The sequence below is a fragment of the Mycobacterium persicum genome, assembly GCF_002086675.1.
Classification (GTDB): Bacteria; Actinomycetota; Actinomycetes; order Mycobacteriales; family Mycobacteriaceae; genus Mycobacterium; species Mycobacterium persicum.
On sequence record NZ_MVIF01000134.1, the window covers coordinates 1 to 12,780 of the forward strand.

Sequence of the window (12,780 nt, forward strand, 5' to 3'; positions counted from 1 at the left end):
GCCCGCATCGCCCCCGACGCGAACATCAGCTACGACGAGGCCGAAGCCTTCTTCCTGGCCCGCCTCGACCAATGGGACAACGCCAGCGCCCTCCAAATCGCTGAAACGGCAGGCCAGGACATCGGCGCGGCTGCCACCCGGATCGACCGCAAAGCGTCCGAGGTCCCCTCCTTGCCGACTGGCCATTCAGTCCGAACCGAGCGTTCTTCGCTTCAGATGGTTCAAAACTGAAGGTTTCGCCGACCGTCGTGGGCGACGCCGACGGTATAGCTGCCCGACCCCGCCGGCACCGTGCTCGCCGGCGATATGTCAGCATGGGCGGATGACTGCATGCAGCCTTGCTCGCATCGTTGGTGTCGTGGTTGTGACGGCGTGCGCGCTGCTGAGCGCGGTCGTCGTCAGCCCCGCCGCTCAAGCCGACCCCTGCACCGACGTCGCGGTGGTGTTCGCTCGGGGCACCCATCAGGCACCTGGTCTCGGGGACGTCGGCCAGGCATTCGTCGACTCGCTCAACTCGCAGGTGGGTGGGCGTTCCGTGGGGGTATACGCAGTGAATTACCCCGCCAGCGACGACTATCACGCGAGCGCGGCTGCCGGTTCTGACGATGCGAGTGCTCACATCCAGGACACCGTGGCGAGTTGTCCGAACTCGAAGATCGTGCTCGGCGGCTATTCTCAGGGCGCGGGGGTGATCGATTTGGCATCGTCGGCGATGCCGCCCACGGTGGCCGATCACGTCGCCGCGGTGGCCCTCTTCGGCGAGCCGTCCAGCGGGTTCTCGAGCATGTTGTGGGGTGGCCAACCGTTGCCGACCATCAACCCGCTGTACAGCTCCAAGGTCATCAACATGTGCGCCGCCGAGGATCCGATATGCACCGGCGGCGGCAACATCATGGCGCACGTTACCTACATCCAGTCCGGGATGACAACGCAGGCAGCCACATTCGCCGCTAACAAGCTCGGCCAGGGCAGCGAACGCGCGTAGCCGCAGGCCCGGTCGCTGCCGCGTTTCACGGCGGGTTAATGGAAGACCGTCGTACCGACACCGGACGGGCTGTACGAGACGTACACCGGTTGCAGGTCGAAGGGCACATACCCGGTGTTCATCAAGCCACTGGAAATGACCCGGGGGCCGTTCCCGTTCACGAAGTACTCGTACAGCAGCGTCGAACCGTCGTTGGTGTAGACCTGAATGTGAGTTCCGTCCGGCACGTTCCCAGAAACCTGGCCGGTGCCGAGCACGTTTGCCGGCATGGTGCCCAACACGCCGCCGGAGTCGACGATCATCGGGACGTGCTGCAACGAGCCGCCGTTGATCTTGAGACCCAGCGTGGCGATCGGCGATCCGGTAATGGAGTCTCCTGCGCCCAGCGGATCGGGACCGAACCGCATGGTGCCCTCGGGGATGTTGATGAGCACACCCTGGTTGAGGTCGCCCGGCAACGCCTGGTTCGGAATGCTGGGGCCGGGTCCGGTCGCATTGGGTCCGATGCCCAACACGCCGTTGACGCCGGCGGGCGCGAAATACCCGGAGAATGTCTGGGGGAATGACAGCAGGACGACGTTGACGTCGGTCGGCGGCGTGGCGATGCCGTTCCCGAAATCGACCGGCGCATGGTAGGTGGCATAGAGGTAGGTCAGCCCGCCGCTGTAACCGCTGAGTCCGAAACTGGTCGGCAAGCCCATGCGGAACATGCCGAATATTCCCCCTACCTCGTTGGGCGTGACGACAAGACCGGCGGATCCGGTATCCACCAGCACGGGCACGCTCGGTCCGCCGTTGACGGACATGTACACCACCGGCTCGGTGACCGCATGCATGGTCAGCGGCACCGTTCTGCCGTCCAGACCGGGCCCGCTGATCCCGGCGTTGCCCCACAACAACCCGCCGCGTCCGCCGGCGCCGCCGGTGCCGAGCATTCCGCCGTCGCCGAGACCGCCGGCACCACCGCCCCCGCCCCAGCCGAACAGGCCCGCGGCGCCACCGACGCCGCCGGTCCCGCCAATGGTGAGCGACGCTCCCCCGGGTCCGCCGGGCCCGCCGTAGCCCCACAGCCAGCCTCCGTTGCCGCCGGCCCCGCCCGGCGCACCGGTTCCGCCGGTACCCCCGGCACCGCCATTGCCGATCAGCCCGGCCGGACCACCAGACCCGCCGGGCACTCCCGAAGCCGTCTGGGAATAACCGTTGCCGCCGTTGCCGAGCAACAGCCCGCCCGCCGCGCCGTTCGGACTCGACACCGTCCCGTGTGCGCCATCGCCGATCAGCGGACGACCCAACAGCGCCAGGGTCGGTGCATTCACCGCTCCCAGCAGATCGCTTTGTGCCGTCTGCAACAGCGACACAGCCTGGGCTTCTCCGGTCTGATAGGACCCGGCCGACGAGTTCAGCGTCGCCACGAACTGCTGGAAGAAGGTATTGGCCTGGGTGCTGAGCGCCTGGTATTCCTGACCGAACCCGGCGAACAGGGTGGCCACCGCGCCCGACACCTCGTCAATGGCGGCGGCCGCAAGCACGGTTGTGGGCCCGGCAGCCGCCGCGTTCGCCGCATGCAGCGCCGAGTTGAGGCTCTGCAGATCCGCTGCCGCCGACGCCACGATCTCGGGAGCCACGACCAGAAGTGACACGCCGCTCCCTCCGCGTCATTTGCTCACCAGTGTGCGCATTAAGCGTATCCAGGTCCTGCCTCGGGATATGCGTTTTCGGCATAGCGGCCCCATATCGCGTCACGAATCGGCCCGGGGCACCTCGCGTCGCCTTCCTGACCTCAGTCAACCGGCAGTCAACCGGCGCGGCCTTTGCACAGTGCGAAATGGCGGTGGCGGGTAGGTGATGACTGCACGCGGGTTGATCGGAAGGGTTGCTCATTGTCGGCTCGGGTTTCGTGGGTTCGGAGATCACCTCGCCGCGCAGATGCAGATCGAGGCCGGGGTGTGCCCGATGTGATGCTGACCGGACACGACCCGACCTCGCGCGGTGCCGAATTCCGCCCCCCAACTATGCGGCGGCCAACCGTGATCCGCGGCGGTTAGACAATCCGGATCGCTTCGACCCGTTGCGAGAGGTCAGCGAGCACTTCGGCTGGGGCAGCGGCATCCACACCTGCATAGGCGGCCCGCTGGCTCGCCTCAAGGTCAAGCTGCCTCAGCCGTCGCTGGTACCTCCGCTGTCGGCGACCCCGTGGCCACCTGCGTGCCCCCACAGCCATCCGGCCTTGCCGCCAGCGCCCGCGGTGCCGCTTGCACCGTCGTTACCGGAGACCCCACTTTGGCCGCCATTGCCGGCGATGCCGCCGTGGCCGCCGCTACCCCCGGCGCCAGCGGCACCTCCGTTGCCGCCATCGCCGAAGAGCCAGCCAGCATTGCCGCCTTTGCCGCCGCTGCCAGCCGCACCGCCGTTGCCGCCGGCACCACCACTGCCACCGTTGTAGCCATTGCCGCCTGTGCCACCGGTGCCACCGGTGCCACCAGCGCCCCCGGCGCTCCCGTTCCCGCCGGTACCTCCGTTGCCCCACAACAGGCCACCATTGCCACCGGCACCGCCTTGGCCACCGGTTCCGCCGTTGCCGCCGGCTCCCCCATTCCCACCGGAGGTGTTGTCGCCGCCGTTATAGCCGTGTGTGCCCTGGCCGCCGTTGCCCGCGATGCCGGCATTGCCGCCGTTGCCGCCGTTGCCAAACAGCAAGCCGCCATTGCCGCCTGCGCCGCCATTGCCTGCGGCACCACCATTTTGACCGAGTCCGTGGTAGCCGTTTGCGCCGCTGCCGCCGTCGCCGCCGGCGCCGCCATTGCCGATGAGTCCGCCTGCGCCGCCGTTGCCGCCGTTGCCTCCGCTGCCCCCTGCCACAGCCGCGGTGCCGCCGGCTCCCCCGGCGCCACCGTTGCCAACCAGTAGTCCGCCGTGGCCACCGGCGCCGCCGTTGGCGCCGGCTCCGCCGGCTCCGCCGTTGCCGCCGTTGCCAAAGAGTCCGGCTGCTCCGCCATTGCCGCCGTTTTGGCCCGCTGCGCCGGATCCGCCGTTGCCGCCGTTACCCCACAGCCATCCACCCGCGCCGCCGTTTTGTCCGGTCCCGTTGAGCCCGTTGGCGCCGTTGCCGATGATCGGACGCCCGACAAGCCATTCGCTGTCGGCGTTGGCAGTCTTGAGCGCATTTTGTGCGGCGCTTTCTATCTCGGTAGTCCAATACTTCAATGAGCTACCGTTGAGTAGGTTGACAAATTGCTGGTGGAGCCATTCGTATTCGTTGCTGAAGGTGCGCCACAGTTGGCCCTGCCTGGTAAGTGCGGCGGCCATCGCCGCCGAAATCTCGTCGGCGCCGGCGGGTAGTATCGCCGTTGTCGGGGTGGCAGCGGCGGCGCTTGCCTCGCTAAATGCTGATCCGATGGCTGCCAAATCTGTTGCGGCGCAGTCCAACGCCTGCGGCACGATGGTCACATATGACACCGCTTATCCTCCTGGGTTTACCAATGTCGTTGTCGGGCAGCGTGTGAGCGCCGTTTGCGCGTTATCCGATTCCGGCTCGCGGGATCACGCTGTGTGGGGTGGCCAGCGCAGGCGCAGCAGCGCCGACGCCGCCGCGGGCGGTTACCTCGCTGGGCGTCGCTGAAGTCGATCCCGCGCCCCGAGGCGCAATGGGCATCATCGGGATACCATCGGCGGATTCGGTTGGTTGCGCCATGGCGGCAGGGGTTGGCATGGATCCAAGTCCTTGCACTGCCGAACTGGTAAGCCCGCTGGGCAATGATCCTGGCCAGGTCGCCGGCACCGATACCGCCCCCAGGGTGTGAGCCTGGCCCATCACCGCCGACATCCCCGAACCCGGCATCGCGGCGCCGCCAAGTCCGGTCAGGGCAGGAGCAGCGCTTCCGGCAATGGGCACAACCGAGGACGCCGCAGCGGATGCGGCACTTCCCAATCCGGCTGCGCCCAATCCGCTGCTGGCCCCGCGGGCACTCGACATCGCCATCATTAATGGCGACATCATGAAGCTGACCGGGTACATTCCCAATTCGGCCACCGACAACACTGACGACACCGGCAAATCCGACAGCACGCCCGAGACCGTATTAAACAGCGGGCCCAGCGGATCGATGATGGGCGGGTTGACGGGCGGAAACCACGGCTGAGCCGCTGTACCGCCTACCAGATCAGTCGGTGGCGCGCTCAGCGGAGACAATGTCGAGGCCAGGGTCACTGCCTTGGTGTGGTAGCCGACCATGGCGGCGACATCTTGGGCCCACATTTCGGCGTATGCGCTCTCGGTCGTCGCGATCGCCGGAGCATTTTGGCCCAAGAAATTCGTGTTTACCAGCGTTGTGAGCAAGTTTCGATTCGCTGCCACCGCTGCCGGGTGAACAGTGGTCGCAAACGCCGATTCGTAGGCTGCCGCTGCCGCCTGCGTGTGACCGCAGGACAGCTGGGCGTGCTCGGCGGCCGCGGTCAACCATCCCGTCAACGGAGCTGCAGCTGCCGCCATGGACATCGATGCTGCTCCCGCCCATTGCCCATAGACCAACGTGGCGATCACCGATTGAAACGACGACGCTGTCGCCTGCAGATCATGGGCCAACCGCTGCCAGGCAGCGGCTGCGGCATGTAATGATCCCGACCCGGCACCCGAATATATCCGAGCCGAATTAATCTCCGGTGGTAACCACGAAAAGTGAAAGAACATCGTCACTCCAATCAGCCAGTCGAATCATCGGCTTTGACAACGGAACACACTAAGATCGAAGCAAAGAAGCCTCATTTTAAGCTTTGTCATCAGAGATTGCTTCGAGAAGAAACAATGGTTGACATTGCCGACCCTAGTTCGGAGATCATGAATTCATGCACGTCATAGACAAATGTGTTGAGGCTATACGGTTTGATGGAGCTAAATCGTGCGCTTGTGATCAAGCACATTTTAGATTTTACGCTGCATCGACTACCGATCTACATTGTTGAATTCGCTGTCATCCAACTCTCACTAATCATCCGCGGGTCGTCATCAAATCTGTTGGACGTAACCATGGAATACATTTGTATTGTAAACAATTCAGTTGCATAGCCAGGTGTGAACCAGGATACACAACGTGACAGGGCGCTCCATCCCCCGGTCGGATGACAGCCGCGTCCACCGATCGGTGGATAGTGAGCCGATCCGCGCCGGTGTGCTAACTCATTCGGGCTGACCAGCCGGAGTTGGCCGGCGATGCGGTTGGGCGTGCTTGCTGACGGATTGTGGGCGTAGGTCGAGCCGTTGATTGCCTTTCGGGTGCGCCCGAGCGGCGCAAGAGGTTAGCGAAACCGGCTGATTCCGGAAGGGATTGCCTGGCGGTTGCATCCGAGCACACCGCATCCCGTTGCGTTGCAGGGCAATCAGACACACCTTTGCTGAGCACGAACACCGGATCACTGGGAGTCAGGCCAAGGGGCGATGGGTGTCGCTTACCAGAGTTGGGCGGCCGACAGATGAGATCTGTGGATCACCGCCGAACGCAGTTCGAGCCTGCTCGGGCAACGGCGCGCTGCCCGCCACGACACATACATCTGACCTATCTCGCCGGCGCCCTAGTGAGATTTGTGCCCGGGCTGTTGTCCTGCGCGGCGCGCCGCAACGGCGTCAATGGCGTGTCGACAAACGGCCGGCTAAGTATCGCCGGACCCGCCGGCGGCAAGGCTGCAGGATTCAATCAAAGCCGGCCCATAGGTAGCCGCACCGCACTCGCATTGCCAACAGATGTGCCGGCCGCAGGAACATTGGATGGTGGCCACGATCATGTGCCCGGGCAACAGCCAGTGGCCGCGCTCGCAGCGCCGGGGCGGTCGGTCCGCCCAGTGCGCTGCCGACACATGCGCCAACTCGCCGACGTCAACACTCACCGCAACACACTCGCATCCGCTTGCGGATCAATTCCAGGGTGAACGCCGAATCGTTATGCTTCGTTTCCTGCTCTTGGCCGTGTCGTTGCATCCGAAATGGCGCCGGGTGCTCCCAACCGCTTTGGCCATCTGTCGCCAGGGGTCGGTGCGAAATGCTACTTCTGCAAGGTGAACTGGTTGACGTCGATGTAGCCGGTGCGGAAAGCCTTGGCGCAGCCGGTCAGGTATTTCATGTAGCGCTCGTAGACCTCTTCGGACTGGATGGCGATGGCCTCGTCCTGGTGCGACTGCAGCGCCTGCGCCCACAGGTCCAGGGTGCGTGCGTAGTGCTGTTGCAGCGACTGGCGCCGGGTCAGCGTGAATCCGGCCTGTGCCGAGCGCACCGCCACCATGTCGATCGACGGCAACCGGCCGCCGGGGAAGATCTCTGTGACGATGAACTTGACGAAGCGGATGATGTCGATCGAGATGGGCAGACCCTGCTCGCTGAGCTGCTCTCGGGTCAGTCCGGTGATGGTGTGCAGCAACATGACGCCGTCGGCGGGCAGGACCCGGTGTGCCATGGCGAAGAAGTCGTCGTAGCGGTCGTGGCCGAAGTGCTCGAAGGCGCCGATGGACACGATCCGGTCGACGGGCTGGTCGAACTGTTCCCAGCCCTTCAGTAACACCGTCCTGCTGCGCGCGGCGTCCATCTCGTCGAAGGTCTTCTGGACGTGGGCGGCCTGGTTCTTCGACAAGGTCAGCCCGATGACGTTGACGTCGTACTTCTCGATGGCCCGGCGCATGGTGGCCCCCCAGCCGCAGCCCACGTCGAGCAGCGTCATGCCCGGCTGCAGGCCCAGCTTGCCCAGCGACAGGTCGATCTTGGCGATCTGGGCCTGCTCCAGCGTCATGTCGTCGCGCTCGAAGTAGGCGCAGCTGTAGGTCTGGGTCGAGTCCAGGAACAGCCGGAAGAAGTCGTCGGACAAGTCATAGTGCGCCTGCACCTTGTCGAAATGCGGCCTCAGCTTTTGAGCCATGATCGTGCGCCTTTCTGGCCCCCCCTTGAGGCCCCCGCGGGTGGCATGCACCGGTCTGCTGCATTCTCCCCGTGTCATCCATCAAACCAGCCGGCGCGCCATCCGCCAGTTCGTACCCCGCCCGTCGGGTTCACCAGACCGGGGCCGGGGCGCAAGGAGGGATGGACTGCCGGTGTGGTTGGCTGGACGTTCGCGACAAGTAATCGGGCGCGCCTGTGGACCGAGGACAACGCATGAACATGAATCCGGAGCGGTTTGTCGTCAGCCGTACCATCGCCGCGACTCCGGCGGAGGTTTTCGCAGTTCTGGTCCAGCCGTCGCGCCATCGGGACACCGAGCCGGGTGATTGGGTCCGCGACGCGATAGACGCCGCACCGATCACCGGCAGCGGTCAGGTCTTCGCGATGAATATGTACTTGACGCAAGCCGGTGGTGACTACGTCACCTACAACTTGGTCAATGTCTTCGACCGGGACCGCGCCATCGGCTGGATGCCGGGCCAGCTCGACACCACAGGAAACCACGTTGCCGGCGGTTGGTGGTGGCGTTACGACCTGGTCCCCAGCGGGGAGCACACCGACGTCACCCTCACCTACGACTGGAGTGCCACCCCGCAAAGTTTTCGCGACCAGGTCGGCGGGATGCCGCCGTTTTCGGTTGCCTACCTGACTGCGTCGCTGCAGAGGTTGGAGCGCTTGGTCACCGGTTGAGCCGCGATCCACGATCACGGCTCAACTACTTGCGGGACAAGGCGATTGGGCTCATGAGCGGATGAGTCGAGGCGACCGACGCCCGATGGTGGGCCCGGCCGGAGCCGACGAAGATGATCCCCGACGGATTCGCCAAATCCCACCCCCAGAAGTCTTGACTGATTCAAGATAACGCGTCATAGTGACGAAGTGGCGTCAACGGCGCACTACACACAAAAGCTGCGAATGGCCGATCTGCGTGTTACCCGGCCCCGGCTTGCGGTACTCGAAGCCGTCGACGCCAACCCGCACGCCGACACCGAGACCATCTTCTCGGCGGTTCGGACCGGCCTGCCCGAGGTTTCCCGCCAGGCGGTGTACGACGTGCTCAATGCGCTGACCGCGGTAGGCCTGATCCGTCGGATCCAGCCGTCAGGTTCGGTCGCCCGCTACGAGTCCCGGGTGGGCGACAACCACCATCACGTCGTCTGCCGCTCGTGCGGAGTCATCGCCGATATCGACTGTGCGGTCGGGGATGCGCCGTGCCTGACTCCCGCGGACGACGGCAACGTTCTTGATGGCTTCGTTCTCGACGAGGCCGAGGTCATCTACTGGGGTCTGTGCCCCGACTGCTCGACCGCAATACCTCGATCACAGCCGTGATCGCAGCCCGTTTCACCCACACCCGGAAGGAATGCTGTGTCATCCGATACATCCGAAAGCCGCCCGCCGCAACCGGATTCGAACACGGCGAGCACCAGTGAGAGCGAAAACCCGGCGATCCCGTCGCCCAAGCCCAAGGCGCATGCACCGCTGACGAACCGGGACTGGTGGCCCGATCAGATCGACGTGTCGATGCTGCACCCGGGCCCGCCGGCGGCCAACCCGCTCGGTGCGGACTTCGACTACGCCAGCGAGTTCGCCAAACTCGACGTCGACGCGCTCAAGGCGGACCTGGTCGAGGTGATGACCACCTCGCAGGACTGGTGGCCCGCCGACTACGGCCACTACGGCGGCCTGTTCATCCGGATGAGCTGGCACGCCGCGGGGACCTACCGCATTCACGACGGCCGCGGCGGCGGCGGCCAGGGCCTGCAGCGGTTCGCCCCGCTCAACAGCTGGCCGGACAACGCGAGCCTGGACAAAGCCCGCCGATTGCTGTGGCCGGTCAAGAAGAAGCACGGCAACAAGATCTCGTGGGCGGACCTGATCATCTTCGCCGGCAACGTCGCCCTGGAATCGATGGGATTCAAGACCTTCGGCTTCGGATTCGGCCGCGAAGACGTCTGGGAGCCGGAGGAAGTCCTCTGGGGCGAGGAGGACGAATGGTTGGGCACCGACAAGCGCTACTCGGGCGAACGTAACCTTGCCCAGCCCTACGGTGCCACCACGATGGGCCTCATTTACGTCAACCCCGAAGGTCCTGAGGGCAAGCCGGATCCGATCGCCGCGGCAATCGACATCCGCGAGACGTTCGGCCGGATGGCCATGAACGACGAGGAGACGGCTGCCCTGATCGTGGGTGGGCACAGCTTCGGCAAGACCCACGGGCGCGGCGATCCTGAGCTGGTCGGTCCCGAGCCGGAGGCCGCCCCGCTCGAGCAACAAGGACTGGGCTGGAAGAGTTCCTACGGCAGCGGCAAGGGCAAGGACGCCATGACCAGCGGCCTGGAGGTCGTCTGGACACCCACGCCGACCAAGTGGGACAACTCCTTCCTGGAAACCCTCTACGGCTACGAGTGGGAGCTGACCAAGAGCCCCGCCGGAGCGTGGCAGTTCACCGCCAAGGACGGCGCCGGTGCGGGCACCATCCCCGATCCGTTCGGCGGACCGGGCCGCGCCCCGACGATGCTGGTCACCGACATCTCGCTGCGCGAGTCGCCGATCTACCGCGACATCACCCGGCGTTGGCTGGATCACCCCGAGGAACTGCAAGAGGCATTCGCCAAGGCGTGGTACAAGCTGCTGCACCGCGACATGGGGCCGATCAGTCGCTACCTGGGTCCGTGGGTTGCCGAGCCGCAGCTGTGGCAGGACCCGGTTCCGGCCGTCGATCACGAGCTGGTCGACGAGCAGGATGTCGCCGCGCTCAAGAGCAAGGTGCTCCAATCCGGCTTGTCCGTACCGCAACTGGTCAAGACGGCCTGGTCGGCCGCGGGAAGTTTCCGGCGCACCGACAAGCGTGGCGGCGCCAACGGCGGTCGGCTGCGGTTCGAGCCGCAGAAGAGTTGGGAGGCCAACGAGCCCGCCGAGTTGCAGCAGGTGTTGCCCGTGCTGGAGCGCATCCAGCAGGAGTTCAACGGATCGGCATCCGGCGGCAAGAAGATCTCGCTGGCTGACCTGATCGTGCTGGCCGGGTCGGCGGCGGTGGAGAAGGCGGCCAAGGACGCCGGCTACGAGATCTCGGTGCATTTCGCGCCCGGGCGTACCGACGCCTCGCAGGACAACACCGACGTGGAGTCGTTCGCGGTGCTGGAACCACGCGCCGACGGGTTCCGCAACTACGTCCGTCCCGGCGAGAAAGCTCCGCTCGAGCACCTGTTGGTCGAGCGGGCATACCTGCTGGGTGTGACCGCTCCGGAGATGACGGTGCTGGTCGGCGGGTTGCGTGCCCTCGGCGCCAACCACGGTGGCAGCAAGCACGGCGTCTTCACCGACCGGCCGGGAGCGCTGACCAACGACTTCTTCGTCAACTTGCTCGACATGGGTACGGAGTGGAAGCCCTCGGAGGCCGCGGAGAACGTCTACGAGGGTCATGACCGGGCCACGGGCGATCTGAAGTGGACCGCGACCGCCAATGACCTGGTGTTCGGCTCGAATTCGGTGCTGCGCGCACTGGCCGAGGTCTACGCCCAGGACGATAATGCGGGCAAGTTCGTCGAGGACTTTGTCGCGGCCTGGGTCAAGGTCATGAACAACGACCGCTTCGATCTCGCCTGATCCGCCGGTGTGACCGAGCGACACCCCGCGAGCCGCCGGTTCGCGGGGTGTCGTTTTCGCTCAACCTGCGGCGGCAGTGACCACGATCGAATCCCCGCCGGTGTGCCAGGCCGACGTGAAGGTGGTCACGGCGACCTGCTCGTCGGCGTGGTCGGCGCCGGGGTCGTTGAGGTGGACGATCTCGTTGTTGGTGTCGATCCCGGTGACGACGAGGAAGTGGTCGGCCGTGCTGCGCTGATCGGCGCTGTTCCAGATGACCGCGGAATTGACCCAGGCGATGATCTTGCGGTTATCGGTGAGGTACTGCTGCAGGGCGGTAAGCCCGGTCTGATCGGGGTGCGTGGTATCGGTCATCACGGAGGTGATGCCGTAGTGCGCCAGCAGTACGACCGTGTCCCCCAGCTCGATGCCCCCGGTGCCGTTGGCGTGGCTCGGGTCGTTGGCGGGGGCATAGATCGGCCCCGGGTTGGTCTGCGAAGGAGTGCTTTCCGCCAGCGCGATCATCTCTTGCTCGGTCGGCGCGTGCCCGGTGATCTGACCGACCACGTCGGCTACCGAAACCAGCCCACAGTTGTCCTCGAGCGACTGCTGTTGCCAGTACCTGGCGGCGGTCACGGGGTCGCCGTACATGCCGGCGACGGTGGTCGGGGACGCCGTTATCGGGAGATTGGTGGACGTGGCGCCGGCGGTGACCGTCGACAGCGTCGGCGACGGCTCCGGCGGCGCAGGATGGCCACACGCCGAGGCGATGGAAATACCGGCCACGACCAACGCGGCTCGCACCGCATTGCGCGCGGCCGCCGCGATCCGCACGTCGTACATGGTGCTGATTATCGATCACGGTCTGCGCTCGGACAGCGCGGCATCGGCATCGGCCTTGGCACGCTCGGCGACCGCGCGCAACGCAGGACACTCGATCGTGCATGTCGTGGTGAAGACCGTGTGGTGGACCAACGCCTGGGCGACGATTCCCAAAGGCGATTTCGCGCATCGCTGCTGCGACGTTTCTCGCTGTTGCCACTCCTGATCAGCCGAAAGCCCGGACAACTCAGCCGACGAGGAGCAAGATCGGCTCAGCAGCTGGTGGCTAGTGTCGGCGTCCACCCGACGATGTCGAGAAATTGCGCAAGCACGGTTGCGCACTTATCGCGAAAGGGGCTTGAGATGACAGTGACACAGGTTTCGCACCGTGCAATGACGCCGCGCCAGCGGCTGACGATTGTGGCGACCGGTCTGGGAATCTTCATGGTGTTTGTGGACGTCAACATCG

The 12,780-nt window shown here is 65.3% G+C and carries 12 protein-coding genes; 7 read left to right on the plus strand and 5 right to left on the minus strand.

The window, feature by feature from the left end; all coding sequences use genetic code 11:
• Together BST40_RS30305 and BST40_RS25570 are read left to right on the plus strand one after the other, a co-directional pair.
• Positions 1-231 (plus strand): hypothetical protein (locus BST40_RS30305; RefSeq protein WP_158084037.1); only part of this gene is annotated, 231 nt, incomplete at its 5' end.
• 91 nt (positions 232-322) lie between these two features.
• A complete protein-coding gene (locus tag BST40_RS25570) occupies positions 323-985 on the plus strand; it encodes a cutinase family protein (RefSeq protein WP_083156149.1) in 663 nt (220 codons plus the stop codon).
• Between the two features lie 35 nt (positions 986-1,020).
• Here the strand turns inward: BST40_RS25570 and BST40_RS25575 are convergent, their stop codons facing one another.
• From BST40_RS25575 to BST40_RS25590, 4 genes are all read right to left on the minus strand, one after another.
• Complete coding sequence (locus BST40_RS25575; RefSeq protein WP_083156151.1) at positions 1,021-2,625, minus strand: PecA family PE domain-processing aspartic protease; 1,605 nt, start codon at positions 2,623-2,625, stop codon at positions 1,021-1,023.
• Between the two features lie 517 nt (positions 2,626-3,142).
• Positions 3,143-4,441, minus strand: a complete 1,299-nt coding sequence (locus tag BST40_RS25580) for a PE family protein (RefSeq protein WP_083156153.1) — start codon at positions 4,439-4,441, stop codon at positions 3,143-3,145.
• 61 nt (positions 4,442-4,502) lie between these two features.
• Positions 4,503-5,672: a PPE family protein gene (locus BST40_RS25585; protein WP_075549871.1), complete on the minus strand. Its 1,170-nt coding sequence runs from the start codon at positions 5,670-5,672 to the stop codon at positions 4,503-4,505.
• A 1,345-nt stretch (positions 5,673-7,017) separates the two neighbouring features.
• Entirely contained in the window at positions 7,018-7,881 is an 864-nt protein-coding gene (locus BST40_RS25590; protein WP_075549870.1) for a cyclopropane mycolic acid synthase family methyltransferase, read from the minus strand.
• 233 nt (positions 7,882-8,114) lie between these two features.
• Between BST40_RS25590 and BST40_RS25595 the strand changes: the two genes are divergently transcribed.
• From BST40_RS25595 to katG, 3 genes are all read left to right on the plus strand, one after another.
• Positions 8,115-8,591: an SRPBCC family protein gene (locus BST40_RS25595; protein WP_075549865.1), complete on the plus strand. Its 477-nt coding sequence runs from the start codon at positions 8,115-8,117 to the stop codon at positions 8,589-8,591.
• A gap of 189 nt (positions 8,592-8,780) precedes the next feature.
• Entirely contained in the window at positions 8,781-9,233 is a 453-nt protein-coding gene (locus BST40_RS25600; RefSeq protein WP_162877387.1) for a Fur family transcriptional regulator, read from the plus strand.
• Positions 9,234-9,269: 36 nt separating this feature from the next.
• Positions 9,270-11,510, plus strand: coding sequence for a catalase/peroxidase HPI (katG, locus tag BST40_RS25605; protein WP_075549864.1), 2,241 nt, complete (start codon positions 9,270-9,272; stop codon positions 11,508-11,510).
• Between the two features lie 60 nt (positions 11,511-11,570).
• Here katG and BST40_RS25610 read toward each other — a convergent pair whose 3' ends face one another.
• Complete coding sequence (locus BST40_RS25610) at positions 11,571-12,140, minus strand: C39 family peptidase (protein WP_241780375.1); 570 nt, start codon at positions 12,138-12,140, stop codon at positions 11,571-11,573.
• A 58-nt stretch (positions 12,141-12,198) separates the two neighbouring features.
• On the opposite strand from BST40_RS25610, the gene BST40_RS32055 reads away from it, so the two are divergent.
• The gene (locus tag BST40_RS32055; RefSeq protein WP_241780374.1) at positions 12,199-12,537 is read left to right on the plus strand and encodes a hypothetical protein; all 339 of its coding nucleotides are present in this window, start codon (positions 12,199-12,201) and stop codon (positions 12,535-12,537) included.
• Between the two features lie 167 nt (positions 12,538-12,704).
• Positions 12,705-12,780: hypothetical protein (locus BST40_RS33405; protein WP_425270708.1), on the plus strand; the 76-nt coding region annotated here is incomplete at its 3' end.

What these genes read in the sequence shown, in the direction of transcription:
- BST40_RS25570 (WP_083156149.1), top strand. Translation starts at nt 323, where the DNA reads ATGACTGCATGCAGCCTTGCTCGCATCGTTGGTGTCGTGGTTGTGACG.
- BST40_RS25585 (WP_075549871.1), bottom strand. Translation starts at nt 5,672, where the DNA reads ATGTTCTTTCACTTTTCGTGGTTACCACCGGAGATTAATTCGGCTCGG.
- BST40_RS25590 (WP_075549870.1), bottom strand. Translation starts at nt 7,881, where the DNA reads ATGGCTCAAAAGCTGAGGCCGCATTTCGACAAGGTGCAGGCGCACTAT.
- BST40_RS25595 (WP_075549865.1), top strand. Translation starts at nt 8,115, where the DNA reads ATGAACATGAATCCGGAGCGGTTTGTCGTCAGCCGTACCATCGCCGCG.
- BST40_RS25610 (WP_241780375.1), bottom strand. Translation starts at nt 12,140, where the DNA reads ATGTACGGCGACCCCGTGACCGCCGCCAGGTACTGGCAACAGCAGTCG.